This window comes from Pedobacter ginsenosidimutans, assembly GCF_001442625.1.
In the GTDB taxonomy this organism is placed as follows: domain Bacteria; phylum Bacteroidota; class Bacteroidia; order Sphingobacteriales; family Sphingobacteriaceae; genus Pedobacter; species Pedobacter ginsenosidimutans.
Map to the genome: position 1 here is coordinate 344,690 of NZ_LMZQ01000001.1, position 16,738 is coordinate 361,427.

Annotated in this window: 10 protein-coding genes; 2 read left to right on the forward strand and 8 right to left on the reverse strand. The window is 42.5% G+C overall.

What is annotated here, in order from left to right; all coding sequences use genetic code 11:
• The first annotated feature begins 412 nt into the window (after positions 1 to 412).
• A complete protein-coding gene (locus tag ASU31_RS01320; protein WP_057930590.1) occupies positions 413 to 2,956 on the forward strand; it encodes an SEL1-like repeat protein in 2,544 nt (847 codons plus the stop codon).
• Positions 2,957 to 3,038: 82 nt separating this feature from the next.
• On the opposite strand, the gene ASU31_RS01325 is transcribed toward ASU31_RS01320, so the two are convergent.
• Together ASU31_RS01325 and ASU31_RS01330 are read right to left on the reverse strand one after the other, a co-directional pair.
• Positions 3,039 to 3,731 (reverse strand): response regulator transcription factor, encoded by a 693-nt coding sequence (locus ASU31_RS01325; RefSeq protein ID WP_057930591.1) that lies wholly within the window; start codon positions 3,729 to 3,731, stop codon positions 3,039 to 3,041.
• Positions 3,718 to 5,172, reverse strand: coding sequence for a sensor histidine kinase (locus tag ASU31_RS01330; RefSeq protein ID WP_057930592.1), 1,455 nt, complete (start codon positions 5,170 to 5,172; stop codon positions 3,718 to 3,720). The genes ASU31_RS01325 and ASU31_RS01330 overlap by 14 nt, the downstream gene beginning before the upstream one ends.
• A gap of 109 nt (positions 5,173 to 5,281) precedes the next feature.
• Between ASU31_RS01330 and ASU31_RS01335 the strand changes: the two genes are divergently transcribed.
• The gene (locus ASU31_RS01335; RefSeq protein ID WP_057930593.1) at positions 5,282 to 7,666 is read left to right on the forward strand and encodes a TonB-dependent receptor; all 2,385 of its coding nucleotides are present in this window, start codon (positions 5,282 to 5,284) and stop codon (positions 7,664 to 7,666) included.
• A 47-nt stretch (positions 7,667 to 7,713) separates the two neighbouring features.
• Here ASU31_RS01335 and ASU31_RS01340 read toward each other — a convergent pair whose 3' ends face one another.
• The 6 genes from ASU31_RS01340 to ASU31_RS01365 all read right to left on the reverse strand — a co-directional run bounded on the left by ASU31_RS01340 (position 7,714) and on the right by ASU31_RS01365 (position 16,633).
• Positions 7,714 to 8,832, reverse strand: coding sequence for a Gfo/Idh/MocA family protein (locus tag ASU31_RS01340; protein WP_057930594.1), 1,119 nt, complete (start codon positions 8,830 to 8,832; stop codon positions 7,714 to 7,716).
• A 187-nt stretch (positions 8,833 to 9,019) separates the two neighbouring features.
• A complete protein-coding gene (locus tag ASU31_RS01345; protein WP_057930595.1) occupies positions 9,020 to 10,276 on the reverse strand; it encodes a serine hydrolase domain-containing protein in 1,257 nt (418 codons plus the stop codon).
• A gap of 37 nt (positions 10,277 to 10,313) precedes the next feature.
• Positions 10,314 to 13,193 carry a TonB-dependent receptor gene (locus ASU31_RS01350; RefSeq protein ID WP_057930596.1) on the reverse strand — a complete coding sequence of 960 codons (2,880 nt, stop codon included), beginning with the start codon at positions 13,191 to 13,193 and terminating at the stop codon, positions 10,314 to 10,316.
• A 15-nt stretch (positions 13,194 to 13,208) separates the two neighbouring features.
• Positions 13,209 to 14,237: an alpha/beta hydrolase gene (locus ASU31_RS01355; protein ID WP_083505231.1), complete on the reverse strand. Its 1,029-nt coding sequence runs from the start codon at positions 14,235 to 14,237 to the stop codon at positions 13,209 to 13,211.
• Positions 14,238 to 14,240: 3 nt separating this feature from the next.
• Complete coding sequence (locus tag ASU31_RS01360) at positions 14,241 to 15,089, reverse strand: alpha/beta hydrolase (protein WP_057930598.1); 849 nt, start codon at positions 15,087 to 15,089, stop codon at positions 14,241 to 14,243.
• A gap of 2 nt (positions 15,090 to 15,091) precedes the next feature.
• The gene (locus ASU31_RS01365; RefSeq protein WP_057930599.1) at positions 15,092 to 16,633 is read right to left on the reverse strand and encodes a long-chain-fatty-acid--CoA ligase; all 1,542 of its coding nucleotides are present in this window, start codon (positions 16,631 to 16,633) and stop codon (positions 15,092 to 15,094) included.
• Positions 16,634 to 16,738: the final 105 nt, after the last annotated feature.

The following is a 16,738-nucleotide window of genomic DNA, read 5'->3' on the forward strand; positions in this document are numbered from 1 at the left end:
TTAATACATTTCAATCGATAATTAAACAATGCGAACGCAATCCGTAATCGTTATCAAAGAAATATACAATGTCCAAACACCTGATAAACAGTACTGAATTGAGCATTTGAAAGCAGAAAGTGCGTGCAAACCACTTTCCATGCAACAGGCGAAAGTTCATAATTTTAGAGAAAGGAACCCCCGCACTTTTAGCGCACAACTACAAGTTTTAAACTACAACTAAAAAGCATAAAGGTTGATGGAGGAGGTTTCAAGCTTTATGCGAATTCTCCACAAGTAACCCTTCTTTCCTGAAATCATTTTTTGGGAGGTATGGTAAAGCATAACTGCCGCTCCATAAAATGAAATTAAGCCCAAACCAATAAATGGCATAAAATTGGCTCCAGGATTTGCAGCCCCTTAATAAAATTGAATGTCACACCGTACCTATTTATACAATATCGATACCCCGTCAGTTGCAGAAGATTCAGATAAGATGATGATGGAATGGGGTTACGAAATGCCGCTTATACTTCAGCCATTATTAGTAGAAGGAGGCTTCGTTTCAGGCAACAATTACAACAATCATATTGAATTTAATGATTCCGGATTGTTCTATTATGCCAAACCAGGAATTGAAAACCTGAAACGGTTTTATAAATTTCTTGAAGACCAGCCTGGTCTGATCACAGATATAGAAAAGTTTAAAGATGCCCGCGACAAGCTTTTCAATTATCTGGATAAGCTTACAGGCAGTTACTTTCACCTGGACATGTGGGACGTTTTAAATATGGAGGATTCGCCTCACGCCGAACAGGCAAAGCTTTGGCTCGCGAACATTACCCATAACAATCAGATAATTACCAAAGCGATGGACGCGGGAGATATCAGCCTGCTGAATTATAAAGATCTTAATGATGTCAATCCTGGTTTTACCTCTTTCCCCGACCTATTGAATTATGAAGGCTATAACTACGGCTGGTCCTGTATCTGGACAGCTGTTGAAGAAGACCTTACGTATGAAATATTTGAAGAAAATAAACTTTGGGGACTAAAGGATAAGGATAGCCGTATCTTACTAGCCCCCCAGTTTGATGAATTTTATAGCTTTGGACCACAGGACCTGGCGGTGGTATCAAAAAACGGTAAATACGGATATGTGGATACTGCTGGAAAAATAGCAATTCCATTGATTTGGGAGGATGCTTTCGATTTTGAGTATTCGGGTGTTGCCGTAGTTACAGCGCAACAAAAATCAGGATTGATCAATTCAAAAGGCGAGCAGATCACCCAGCTTGTTTATGACGAACTGGAAACTATCGGGGATGGGAATAGCTTCAATGCAAAAAAAGAATCTCTTTGGGGTGTCATCGATGCCTCAGGCCAGGTGGTTATTGGTTTTGAACATCAGGATATAATTAATGCCGGATACGGTTTTTATTACACCAAGGTGAGTGGACAGAAAAATCAAAAGATTTACAATGAGTATTTTAAGTACCTGGGCGAATTTCCAATTGATTCTATAGAAAACCTCGATAATGGATTGTTAATGATTAAGCCCCATAAAGGTCTTAATTCGGGGCTATTATACAAAAAAGATGGAACCCTGCTGGATAGCGGGTTTGAAAAAATAAACAGACAAACAAATTTCAACGACCTGCTGATTATTCGAAAAAACAAGAAACATGGTGCCATCAGCAGAAAAAATGAATGTTATGTACTTCCCTGCCAATATGATGCAATTTTGGATATCCGCGCCAGAATTAAGGATGAGATAAGTGATATCGCATTGGTCCATCAGGGGGATAAAAAGGGCATTTATGACGGCAATCCGAAAAACCCATCATGGTTAATCCCTCTTGATGACTACCAGCAGATCCTGTGGCTTCATGAAACCGTTTTTACGCTGCAAAAAAATCAGTTGTGGTGCATTTCCAATGTTGCAAACAATAATATTAGCGGTTTCGAATTTGACCTTGTTGTACAGAAACCCAATGAAGATGGGTTTGCTTACGCATTTAAAGACGATAACGTTTATTCCGTAAGCGATACAGCAATTACCGCTACCCCTAAATCAGTTGCACAGGAGCATGCCAGCGAAGATTACGCTTATTATTTTGAACATGAAAGCAGGAAGAGACTTTTGGCCTATGGAAAAGGGCTAAGCAGAAATGATGAACAGATAACAGACGAACTGGACGCTGCTTACAATCTTTATATCAAGGCTATAGAAGCTTATAACGTTAAGGATTATGCAAAATCAATATATTATGATACCATTGCATCTGAAAAAGGTCATGCCCTCTCCATGAATAATCTTGCACATATTTACTATAACATTGAAGGGTTTATTGATGATGATAAAGCCTTTTATTGGTTCCATGAAAGTGCAATTGCCAATGAAGAGAATGCCATGAACGGACTGGGCATGTGCTATAAGTATGGAGTTGGTACACCAGTGGATATGGAAAAGGCATTATTCTGGCTAAACAAAGCAGCTGATGCTCAACTGGCAACAGCCAATAACAACCTTGGCGACATCTATTCCGAAGGTCTATTAGTTCCCTTCAATCCGGATAAGGCGCTTCAATATTATCAAACTGCTGCCGAACTCGGTGAACCTAAAAACAACTGGCTGGGCTACCTTTATGATTTAAAAGGTGACCATGAAAAGGCACTGAAGTATTATCAGCTAGGTGCTGAGGAAGGCATTGATATTTCTGCCTACAATCTTGGCATTTTTCATTTAAATGGACTGGGTACCAGCAAAAATGTGAACAAGGCAATAGAAAACTTTAAGCTTTCACTAGATCGCGGATATCATCAGGCAAATATAGATCTTGCCTTGATTTATAGAAATGAAACAGGCTTTAAGGATGAGCAAAAGGTACAACAGCATCTTGATGCGGCCAAAACAGCAGGTTTGGAAATACCCGAAGACTTACTAATCAAAAAGAAAGGCTGGTTTAATTTTTAAGTTGAGAGAGATGCATTGGCCATGTATTTCAACCCTGGTTATCAATTTCGGGATTTTCGATTCTAAGTTAACTAATACATCATCAACAAATGAGCTTATACCCTACTCCACGCAAACTGATGATCTGTATTTCAGGTTCGCTTTTTAAGAGCTTTCGCAGATGTGCCATAAACACATCCATACTACGGCCATTATAAAAACTGTCTTCTCCCCATATCTTGATCAGCGCGTCCTCACGTTCCAAAATATTATTGCGGTTTTTCAGTAATAATTCAAGCAGGATAGCTTCTTTATAAGAAAGTGAATATTCACCTACAGAAGTTTTTAGTTTTTGGGCTACAGGGTCGAGTTCACAGTTCCTGAACCGGTATTTTCTATCGGTATCGTCTTCCTCGTTGTTCGCAGGGCCAAACCGCTTTAAAAGTGATTCCATCCGCACCAGGAGCTCATCAATACTAAAAGGCTTTTTAAGATAGTCGTTTCCGCCGCTTTTAAATCCCATCACCACATCTTCGGTAAGGGCTTTTGCGCTCAAAAAGATGATCGGAATATTGGGATCTGATTTTCTGATTTCGGCCGCCAGTGTATAACCATCCTTTTGAGGCATCATGATGTCGAGTACACAGATATCAGGCTTTTCAGCTTCAAATTGCGCCCAGGCAAGCGCTCCATTTAAAGCCAGCTTTACCTCGTAACCACTGCTGGTTAAGCCATCGAGCACAATGCGCGCCAAAAAAGGCTCATCTTCTGCATATAAAACCTTAGTTTTCTTCATATAATGGCAAAATGATCATAAAATTACTTCCTTTCCCTATTTTGCTCTGCAGCGCAACACGCCCGCCGTGGAGTTCTACCACCTGTTTTACATAATGAAGCCCCAAGCCTGATCCTTTCACATTGTGGATATTATCCTGGCTAAAAATCCTGAAAAAGCGCTCGAAAACCTGTTGCTGATAAATTTCTTTAATCCCCGGACCATTATCCTTAAAGCTGATGGTTAACTCACCATCGGCAATGCTGCAGGAGACCTCAATTTTGGAATGCGCCGGCGAATATTTCAATGCATTATCAATCAGGTTATAACATACGTTAGCAATGTGCATCGCATCACCTTTGATAAAATAGGGTTCATCAGAAGGCACAAGTATAAGCTGCGAATTCTTCTCGCGTACCTGAATATCCATAGAAAAAATCACCTGTTTGAGTACGGATTGAATATCGAAGAGGGTAAACTGCAAATTTGTTTTTCCAAGGTCCATTTGTTCCTGCTTAAGCACCTTTTCTATCATCGCTTGTAAACGCTGTAATTCGTGACGGCTTATATTAATGTAATTCTGCAACTTTTCGGGCTCATCAATCAAATGATATTTACTGATCGATTCAAGGGCTACAGCAATCGTCGAAATTGGCGTTTGGAGTTCATGCGTCATATTACTGGTAAAGCTCATTCTCGCCTGGGCGTAAAGCTGTTGGTTTTTCATCAGCCTGATGAGCAGGTAGAACGCCGCTGCTGTAAGCGCCAGCATCAGGAACGACGAAATGAGGTAATACCTCATCTGATAAATAATCAACCAGGTAATACTTGGCACCACCAGCTGATACTGGTTCTGAAACTTAAGGTTATAGGTATATTTCCCACTGACGAAAGCAGATGCATCTTTAGAAACTGCTTTCCCTTTCACTAACTTCCCACTGGAATAGTCGTAAAGGACATAATTCCTATCGATAGCCACACCCAGGCCATAGAGCCGATGGTTCACCAAACTATCCATCACCTTCAGGTCCCGCTGATCTTCCAGCGAAACTTCCCGTTGCGATTTACCATCGGTAATAGCTGTTGATTTCTGATAGATTTGCTTCTTAGGATTGTTCGGGAACGACATTTTCATTTCTACCACCGAACTATCATTGGTAATTCCATAATGGAACCGGCTCCGCAGGTTATCCACTTTTAAATCATCAAAAGCGTGCCTGAGCACCAGCCATTCTGGTGAGAGGAAAAACTGCTGAAAACGGATGCTTTTTTCGTGCCCCTTCACGATGCTCTGATAGCTTATCTGCCTCGAAGCATCGCTAACAATAGATTCGAGTACTGTAGTAACAGATTTCTTTTGCGCCAGATACAACTGTCGTATCCATGCACATTGCAGGCACAGGCTAATGATCAGTGTAATAATCGCCAGCGGAAAAACATATCTGGAGCTAAGCCATTTCATTTCCCTAAATTGAACAATTCATTTTATCAATGGAAGTCTGGGCCGAAGATTTAACCATATTTAACCGAGATTAACTTTGCTTAACATGAAAAGCATTTAGTTTTGAAACATGAAAAAGTTAACCCTACTCCTTCTTTTATGCTTCCCCCTGATCACTTTAGCGCAATTACGTAAAGGTTTGGTATCCAGCAAAACCGGTGAACCAATTGATGGGGCAACCATCAGCTTGCGCCATGGAGACTCGACCCTAGCCATCCAAACTTCAAAAAACGGGCTGTTCAGTTTCCCGCAGCCTTTTAAAGGCAGTTACATTTTAAAGGCTAATGCAGTTGGATATAAAAATACGGTTCAAACATTAAATCTTCCGATGGATTCAGTCGTTATAGAGATGATCAGTGACGATAAAACCCTGGAGCAGGTAACGGTATCTGCTTCAAAACCACTTATTGTGAGAAAAATCGACAGGGTGATATTCAATGTCGAAAATAGCATCATAGCAAGTGGTGCAACGGTTTGGGATGCATTGGGCAAAGCACCAGGCGTACAGACACGTTTTGACGGTGGGGTAACGGCGAACAATAAAGGTGTGGTAATATACATGGATGATAAACCCATCAGGTTATCGGGAGAAGATCTGGCTGCATATCTGCGGAGCCTTCCTTCGGATAATATTGCTAAAATAGAAATTATTGCCAATCCAACGGCCAGATATGATGCCCAGGGCGGTGCAGTAATCAATATTATTTCTAAAAAACCAAAAGGCGATGGCTTTAACGTGGTGCTTTCCGGCGGTTATACCCAATCAACCTATAGCAGCTATAACCCAAGTATGGTATTCAATTATCGGAAAGACAAATTGAATGTATATGGCAGTTATGGCTATAGCAGACGTAAAAAGGACCATACAGAAAGTGAGTACATCATTTTCGATTCGCCAGGAAACTATTCGGATTGGCGTAATGATAAATCGGGAACACGTTCCGGGAACGCCAATAGTTATAAAATCGGCGCAGACTACAACCTGACCAACAAACAGGTAATCGGTATTTTAGTAAACGGCTACAATGGTGCGAACAGCAGACCGAATAGTACATTAACTACTATTGTTAACAACCACGCGGCACTACCAGATTCTATTCTTCATACCCAGAACGTTTCTAATGGAAAAGCCTATCAATATAGTTTCAACCTCAACTACAAAATCAAATTAGATACCAACGGCCGGAATATTAATGTGGATTTAGATTATGTTCCTTACCAGAACAAAAATAGCCAGCAGGTAGATACTTATGGCACATTGGGTAATGGCAATCTGCTTCCTGACAATTACCATATCTTTACCCCATCTAACCAGAATATCGATATCTATTCGGGAAAGCTGGATTATACAGATAAGTTCTGGAAGAAATGGACGTTTGAATCAGGTGTAAAATATAGCAGTATCCGCACACGCAACAGTTTTGATTTTTATAATAATCCGACAACCGGTCCGGAATTGGTACCTAACCGCAGCGACCGCTTTGAATATGCAGAAAACATATCGGCTATTTATGCCAGTATTAGCGGAGATGCTGGCAAATGGAGCTTTGAGGGCGGTTTACGGGGTGAATATACCCGAACAAATGGAAAATCGCTAGTATTAAACACCAATAACCAGAACAACTATTTTAAGCTTTTCCCAACGCTTTTTGTGGCGTATAAAATGAATAAAGACAACGAAATAAACCTCGTTTATAATTCAAGGATCAACAGACCTGAATACTGGAGGTTAAATCCTTTTAAATCTTATACCAGCCCTTACACTTACCTGGAAGGAAACCCTGCATTACAACCTGCTTTTATTTACAATGGCGAACTGGGCTATACCTATAAACAGCAATACAACATTTCATTTTATCTACGGCGGGTAGTTGATTATTTTAGTAATATCTCGGTACAGGATAACACCTCAAAACTCTTTTATGATACCCAAAGAAACCTCGATTTAAGTCAGGAAATGGGCTTCTCGGCTTCCTTTCCCATTAAGCCAGCTTCATGGTGGGAAATCAACAATTATGCACAGGGCTCCTACCGCCAGGAAAAGTCGGGATATTTACAGGCCCGTTATGATTATCATGTTTGGGGTATTTACCTAAGCACTAATCATGCTTTTACATTGAACAAAACACAGGGGTTGAAAGCAGAAATCAGTGCATGGTATTCTTCTCCTACCATACAGGGCATTTATAAACTTGCGCAGCTTTATGATGTGAGTGCAGGTGTGAGCAAGGGTTTGTTTAAGGGCAAAGGCACTTTAAGGCTGGCTGTAAACGATATGTTTTATGGAAATGCCTATCGTATTGATGTTGATTACGAAAATCAACATAATGGTTTTTATGAGAAAAATGATACACGCAGTGCTACTTTAAGCTTCTCGTACCGGTTGGGCGGTAATCCAACAGCTGCCAGGAAAAGAACTTCGGCCAGTGAGGAGGAAAAGAAACGCACGCAGTAACTGGTAATAATCACCCTGCAGCCAAATCCGCTTTAAATCTCCTTTAATTAAGCCCTTAGTTTGACCTTTTCTCCTGTTTTTACAGCCAGGTAGATGGCATCAATAATTTTAAGATCTTTCAAGCCTTCCTCACCGTTTACAGGAACTACTGGTTTCTTATCTTCAAAAATAATAGTTGCCATTTCATCCATTTGTATAGTTTGGTGCGTAGTTGTGGGCTGCGTGAGTTCACCGTTATGTGTTCTACCCTTAATTGGACCATAACCCGTAGAAGGTTGCATTTCTGCATATCCTTTGTCGCCACTCATAAAAAATCTATCCAGGTAATTAATGTTATAACTAGACAAGCAGGAGGCTACCGCACCGCTCGGGAAACCCAATTGAAATTGTATGGTTTCATCTACACCTTCTTTAAACTTTACAGGGTCGGTCTTGGTTTCCTGAGCCGTTACCCAAACCGGCTCTTCACCCACCATATACCTTGCCCCGTTAATTGCATAAATTCCAATATCCATCATTGATCCACCGCCTGCGAGCGCTTTGTTTAATCGCCATTGCGAAGGGTCACCTATTTTAAAACCACATTGCCCCTGGAAAAACATAACTTTACCGAAGTCGCCCGCATTTCTCATTCGGATCACCTCCAGTGTCCGGGGTTCAAAATGCAACCTGTAGCCAACCAGTAACTTTACATTTGCTTTTTTACAAGCATCAAGCATCTCTTGTCCCTCTTTTGCATTCAATGCCATCGGTTTCTCGCATATGGCATGTTTTCCGGCTTTTGCTACCCGGATAACCTGACTATGGTGCAGTGCATTTGGCGTAATCACATAAATCGCATCTATATCCGGATTGTTTTTTACCTGATCGAAGTTGTCATAGTTATAACAATTCTTTTCCGGGATGTTGTACTTCGTTTGCCATTCTTTAATTTTTGAAGGCGTACCGCTAATTACACCTACCAGCTTCGCCTTGGTACAGGCCTTCATCGCTTCTGCTACACGGGTGCCATATCCACCTAAACCCATGATGGCTACTCTGAGTACCCTACCCTCGTAAGCTTGTTCAATTTGGTCAGGAACGTTCGCAAATGCCGATATCGATCCCAATTTTAGCATCAATGCTGATGCACCTATTTTTTGTAGAAAATCTCTTCTGGTATTCATATTTATCCTGTGGCTATGTACCTATTCAGCAAAAATTTAAGCAATATGTGCAATTACACATCTTTTCCGCTTAATTAACTGATTTACTTTATGATGCCTAACACCAACCAGTTACATTTAGTTTTCACGATATGCTAATTAGTAAGTTCAATAAGGATACCGACAAACGGTTTCCTCTGGCAGATTATTAATTCAGTGCCTGATAAACCAGCACTTTATATTTGTCGCTGAGTTCACTATGTTTAAAGGGCCACTGCTGGAGGAATAAAAGGCCTGAAAGTTTTTCTTTTGGATCGGCCCAGTACGAGGTTGCGAAAAAACCTCCCCAGGAGATACTTCCTTCAGATAAGCCTAATTTGCCACTTCCCTTAGCTGTTGTAAGCTGAAAACCAATTCCGAACTTATCATCACCCAATGAAATATCCCCGATCTGGTTCCTGGTCATCACATCAACAGTATGCCTTGCCAGCAGTTGCTTACCTTGATAATTCCCTTTATTGATAAACAATTGCAGGAAAGCAGCATAATCAGTTATGGTGGATACCAATCCGGCTCCACCTGCAAAATAGCCATTGTTATTCACCGGGTAATTTATCGAACTACCCGGAAATGTACCATCAACCCATTTAACGGGCTTACGGGTCTTCGCATCTTCGGTATATGCAGTTACCAATCTGCCCCTTTTGATTTCAGGCAGATGAAAATAGGTATCGCTCATCCCCAGGGGAGCAAAGATTCTTTCGGCAAAGAACCTGTCTAAGGTCATGCCGGATGCTACTTCCACCAGCCTTCCCAAAACATCAATACTTAAACTATAGTTAAAACGTTCGCCAGGGTTATATTCAAGGGGCAGAGTGCCCAGTTTATTAACAGCATCAGCCAAAAGCTGCTGATGGTCCGAAAATCCGGCCTGTATACCAGCCTTGGCATAAATGGCCTGCATTTTGGCCGAACCGATCTGTGCATAACCTAATCCGGAAGTGTGCGTGAGCAGATCTCTGATGGTAATTTCGCGTTTAGCGGGCAGGGTGGTATAACTACTGTCCTTTTCGTTAAACTTATCGAGCACTTTGGGCCTGGCAAATGAGGGAATATATTTAGAAACCGGATCATCAAGCAGAAACTTTCCCTCCTCCCATAACATCATCACCGCTGTGCTGGTAATCGCTTTGGTTTGGGATGCAATACGGAATATGGCATCTTTATGCATCGGCCTGCCTTTTTCTTTATCATCCATACCAAATGCTTTAAAATAGGCTGGCTTCCCATCTTTCATTACCAGGCATACTGCCCCCACAATCCAGTTGCTATCGATGTAACTTTGAACCACACGGTCTATCCGGGCTAAACGCTCAGTATGAAAGGCACCGGAATGGACCGTTTGCTGTGCGTGCAGCGACAAACACATGGTGGTAATGGAGAGGAACAGGAATAAACGTTTCATAAGACCGATATTATTAATATCAAATATAGCTAACTAATTAAAACTTATACGAAGCAGTTAAGTAGTAGGCCCTTGGTGGGTTGGAAATGGTAAAATAAGGTGTATTATTGGCCACCGCAGCATCAAACTGTGCCTTGTTAAAGCTTCCTGCCCCGCTTAACTGTGTTAACAGGTTTCCTGGCCGGGCCCAGCTCATTACCTGATAATTATTGAACAGGTTATTGATGTTTGCGCTCAAAGTTATTTTACGCGTGAGGTTGTACCCTGCGCCGATATCAAAATTGGAGAAGGAAGGCAGGTAAAACACGTTAGGGGCGTTGGCCTGTCTTTTACCAAGATAAGACCAGGTGAGAAAAAGATAGAGTTTGTTATTGTGATAAGTGGGTGTAATGCGTGATATGATCCGCGCATTGTTATCTGTTTCGTTACCGGAATAAGATATTTTAGTATCGTCTGCCATTCCAGGACCATTGGCTACCCAATATTCTGCCTCCACAATTTTGGAACGCTGAAAGGTTGCTACAGCCCTCAGGCTTAAGGTTTTGGTTAGGTTATAATCGCCTTCTATCTCTATCCCAAACGTGCGGTATTTGCTATACAGGGAGGGCGTGGTATAAAGTGTTGCGTCTGCGTTGGTAAAAATCGAACCGTTTGGCACTCCGCTTAACATGCTGTAAAAAGGCGTAATAAATAAATCGAGATCTTTCCTCCGGGCTTTCAGGCCAAGTTCTACCTGTTCGGTGGTACGTACTTCAGGATTTAGCAAGGCCACTGTTTCGGGTCTGTTGGCAGCAAAATATACATCCATATCCGGCGATTTTTTACCTCTTGAGTAACGGGTGTATACGGCTGTATTGTCATTAAACTTGTAATTGAGTGCACCTGAAAAAGAGAAAGTATTTAATCTTTTTTCAAATTCTACCGAGCTGATACGATCGAGCGTATTGTTATTGAAGAATGTTTTCGGATCATTATCGGTTCCGCCCTGTAAACCGGTTTTAAAGTAAGTACGCTGGTTATGCGCCTCTACTTTGGCTGTTTCGTACCTTCCTCCCCAATCAAAGGTCAGTTTATCGGTAAGGCTCCAGGTTTGGCTGAAGAAAAAGGCGTATTGTGCCTGCGTTACGTTAAAATCAAGAAAGCCGCCTGTGTCGCCGTTAGCCTGTGCAATTCCTTCAGCATTAGTCACCTGATGAAGTCCTGTGGTGCCCCCTAAGGTACTGCCCGTAAAGGTAAGATTTACGAGTTTGGGCCGGTTTTCGATGGTACCTAAAGCAACTCCGTTGATTCCGGAGAAGCGGTGGGCTTTCGATCTTCCATAGTACATCCCTGCGTTAAAGCTCATATTTTTAAGCTTTTTATTAACAGCAAACTGGTTGATAACCTCATTCACCTGGTTCTCATAACTGCCCAATACAGAAAAATAAAGAGAATGTGGGCTTACGCCCTGTCCTGGCAATACATCCTTAACGATCGTGTATGCCGGCAGACCGCCCGGTCCGGGAGCTGCATTGATGCTCATCAACTCAGCTCCGGTTTTGGCATCCTTGAACGAATAGTTTCCAAATCCAAGTCCGGTCATCCCTGAAAGCAGAAAATAACTGCTAAAATCTGTTCCGCTCATAATTGAGCCATTTGTGGTACTGTAATTGATATCATTCCGGGAGTAGCGGAAAGCATTGCTGAGCGACCAGCCTTTGCCCAACTGCTGTTCCCACAAGGCTCCTATCGATTTATATTTGCTTTCTACCACATTAGCCGGATTTAACGAGATATCGCCCCCTCCGATATATCGTGGGGAGGTAAAATCGAATTTAGGCATCAGGATCGTTGAAAATATATCGAATCCTTCACTTGGTTTTGGATCTGAGAAACTGTTGGTAGGCAGTAACTGGGCATATCCGTTTTTATCGTGAAGATATTTACCGATTATTTTTAGGGAACCTGTTTTATATTTTTTTAAAAGATTTGCCTTGATCTGTCCACCCTTATTAATGGGATAGCCCGGGTAGCGGCCAGTTTGGTCATAGCGGTAAAAACCACCGATATTGTAAAACCAGTTATCTTTGATCGGCCCGCCCAGGTCCAGATCAACGCGTGCGAGCGGATTACCGCCATCGCTTCCCTGAAAGCCATATTTAGTTCTGAGTTCACCCTCAAAGGTATTACCTCCGGTTTTAGAAACATAATTAAAGATTCCCCCGGGCGCATTAGCCGCTGTAACAGAGGCTGTTCCGCCCCGTACGGCTTCCAAACGGGCCAGGGTTGCATCTGGCCTTAGGAAAAAATCGGGGCCATAACTGAAATAGGTAATGTTGGTTACCGGGATTCCATCTTCCTGCATCGAAACATATTCATACCCAAAACTTCCGTCTTGCGAACCTGCGGTGATGCCGCGTGAGGCAACACTGTTCCTGATTTCACCATTTGATGAATTTACAAATACGCCTGGTGCATTTTTTAAAAGGTCGGCAGCACTTGCCGGTACAGTACGTTCAATCTGTGCACTGTTTAAGGTGGTGATTGCAACGGAAGCATCAATGCGTTTTCGCTTATCGAACATTCCGGTAACCACCACTTCATCCATAGTATTCACCGCTGTTGTCATCCTGATCACCGCTTTAGCGTTGGCTAATAAAGCTATTTCCCGGGTGATAAAACCCAAAAAAGAAACGGTTGCAGTTTCCTTTGGGGCACTGATATTGGCAAAAACAAATTCACCGTTCTGGTCGGTAGTCGTGCTTCTTCCGGTTATTTTCAGTTTAATACTTGCACCGGGAATAGCATTTCCCTGCTCGTCGGTAACTTTACCTGAAAAAGTGTTGGTTTGAGCGTTGCATATACCAGCAAACAGCAACATGGCCAAAAGCATAAAAAGCTTACCGTAATTTAGATTGTTGTGTAATTTTCTTTTCATAACCGATAGTTTATATTATTGGTTAAGTAGTTTTTTTGCCATGTAGTAGAGTTCTGTATTTGCCCGTTCAGGAACAAAGCCATGAGGGTACCCAGCGTAATTGTGCAGCTCTGTAAATATTCCCGCATCAATAAGTCTTTGCGCATATAAGAGTGCCCCATCCCTCAAAGGATCGACGCCACAGGTTAAAATATAGGTTGGCGGCAGGCCCTTTAAATTTTTGGTCAGCCCGGGCAATGCATGTTCAGGAACATTTTTATACTGTTTTTCGCCAAGATAATATTTTAGGTAGCGGGTCATGTCGGCTCCCTTAACACCGGGAATATTCCATAACTCCACTACTGATACATGGGTTGTATCCATATCTGCGGGAGGAAAAACCAGCAGTTGGGCCTTTATTTTCGGGCCTTTTTCTGCCCTGGCCTTAAGTACGATGCTTCCTGCAATTGCTGCTCCGGCACTTCCGCCGCCCACACCAACTTTAGCGGTGTCTATCCCATAAGTTTTTGCATTGGAAATACCCCAGAGCAGGGTGGAATAACCATCATTCACCCCGGCCGGAAATACATGTTCCGGGGCAAGCCTGTAATCGACTGATATGACCACTACCTGCGAGCGGATACTCATTGTAGCGCAGGCCTGGTGGTCACTGGTAAGATTTCCCGCTATAAAACCACCGCCATGAAACCAAACCAGTAATGGAACATTCCCGTTGGCGTACTTTGGCCGGTAAACCCGTATGGGCACCAGCGGATCGCCTTTTTCCAGCCCTGGTATATTCAGGTCTGAGATTTCTACACTATCTGCGTTTTTAAGCTTAGGCGTTGGACGTGCCTTATCAGCTTTTCTTGCATTGGCAATAAAGGCACTATCAAGTTTTGAAACCGGCCCGAAGGCAAGTAACTTGATTTCCGGCGATAAGCGGGTACTCACCTCTGCTGCAGTAAGGGGCCTCAATGTGTTTTTCTGTTTTTTTGTCTGCTGTGCGAAAACGGCCGTACATGCCATTAGCATGACCAGGGACAATGTGCTTAATCTGTTCATATTTTATCTTTTTTGTCCGTATTTTTTGAGCCATGCAGCAGCTGCCTGGTATAATTTTAGCTTTTCCTGCGGTTTTTTATCCAGATCATGTGCCAGGCCTTCCACTTCAATAAATTTCACAGGAACATGCATACGCTGAAGTTTTTGGGCCAGCTGCTGCGACTGGATAACCTTTACCACCGGATCGATGGTTCCATGCGCAATGAAAGTAGGGATGTTTTTAACATGGGTATATGGACTTGCCAACGAAAAACTTGCCGGTACATGGCTAACACCTGTAAAGCGGTCGCCAGTAATTTTTTCTACCAATCCTATCAGTCCTGCCTTTACACAATAATTCAGTGTAGCGGTATCAGTAAAGTTATTGGGGCCACTGAAATCTACTATGGCATTTATTTTTCTTTGTGTGGTATACCCATACAAAAGTGCCAGATGTGCCCCCGAGCTAAAACCTGCCGTACTAAAACCATCCGTACGGGTATTCCATTGACCGGCATGGTCTGCGCAATACTTTACCGCGCTATCTACATCCTCCATTATCTGTTTATAATGGACAGTAGAATCATTGGCATACCTATGGTTAATATTAACTGAAGCAATACCTTGGCTAAGCAGGTACTGCTGAAAATCCCTGACATATTCCTTGCCGGCCTGCACCCATGCACCGCCATGGATCAGGATCACAAAAGGTGTTTTGGGTGCCCGGCCCGGTGGAAGGTAAACATCCATGAGGTTACGTTCAAAACTTCCATATTTTACATCTTTGAGCTTTACGGTATCTTGTTGTGCCATGGCATCCATTGATCCCAGCAGAAAGAAAATAAGCACTTTTATCAAAATGGGCTTTTTCATCATTATAAATTATTTTTCAGTTCTTTTTTAAGCAGTTTTCCGGTAGCGGTTAAAGGCAATACCGCTCTGAATTCCACATAGCGGGGACACTTATAAGAGGCCAGCATCGCCCTGCACCAGTCGATAATCTCTCTTTCAGCAACCTGCTGGTTTTCTTTTAATACAATAAATGCTTTTACCTCTTCACCAAGTTTATCATCTGGCACGCCCACAACAGCGGCAAGTGATACTGCCGGATGCTTCATCATCACCTCTTCTACTTCTCTTGGATAAATATTCATCCCACCTCTGATGATCATATCTTTTAGTCTGTCAACAATGAAATAGAAGCCATCGCTATCTTTTATGGCAATATCACCAGAGTGCAGCCAGCCGTTGCGCAATACTTCCCGGGTTTCATCCGGCCTGCGGAAATAGCCTTTCATCACATTATGCCCTTTGTAGATTAGCTCTCCTTTTTCACCGTTTGCAACCTCTTGACCTTCCTGATCGATTATTTTTACGCAGACACCCCAAACCGGGGTTCCGATAGATCCGGGTTTGCGCCCGATCTTTGGATCGTTGAAGGTGACTACCGGGGAGCCTTCGCTCATCCCATATCCTTCCTGCACCTGAACACTGAACCTTTGCTCAAAACCCTCAAGTACAGCCAGTGGCAGAGAAGCTCCGCCAGAAATGCAGATCCGCAAAGCATTCCCTACCTGCTGGTCGGTGATTTCGGGATGGATATAGCTGGCCATTACCCAGTACATTGTGGGCACGCCTGCAAAGATGCTTACCTGATGTTTATTGATATTTTCGATAACATCTTTCGCATCAAACCGAGGTAAAAGGATACCATGAGCTGCCCTGTAAAGGCCCGCATTCATCAACACCGTCATACCAAATACATGGAATAACGGAAGAACAATCAATTGGACGTCTGTTTGGGAAAGGGAAAACAATTCAGCCGAGAGAACGGCATTGCAATAAAGATTGATATGGGTAAGTTCTGCGCCTTTTGGCTTTCCTGTAGTTCCAGATGTATAAATAATCACAGCCGTATCTTCTGCATCAGTAACGCAGCTATCAAAGTCTTCATCTTCTCCTGCCATCAGTTCAGCTAACGTATAACTTCTTTCCCCGGCAGGCTTGTTAGCACCGATCAAAACAAAATCCCTGCAGCCAGGTACCTCATCAAAAGCATTCCAGCCTAATTTCCCAACTGGCATTTCTGGAGTTCCTTCAAAACAAAAATAAAACGCTGCCTGGGAGTCTTGAAGGTGGTATTTTATTTCATCAGACTTAAGGAGGATATTCAATGGAACCATTACAGCACCTGTTTTTAGCACCGCATAATAAATAACGGGAAACCAGATGCAGTTTGGGCAAGTCATGGCTACCTTTTCACCTTCGCGGATGCCTAATTTTTTAAGTGCGTTGGCTAGCTGGTTGGCCATAACATTTACCTGGTGAAAAGTAAAATCAGTGCTGCCGGAGCTGAAAGCCGGACGGGTTCCGAATCTTGAGGCACTATCCTCCAAAAGCACAGATAAATTCAGCATAAAAATAGTTGGTTAGCGGCAAGTTTTGCTTGCTGACATGAAACTAATTATTATGCATGCATTATAAAAATCGAAACGGGAATTAATTCAGTCGAAACGGGAATT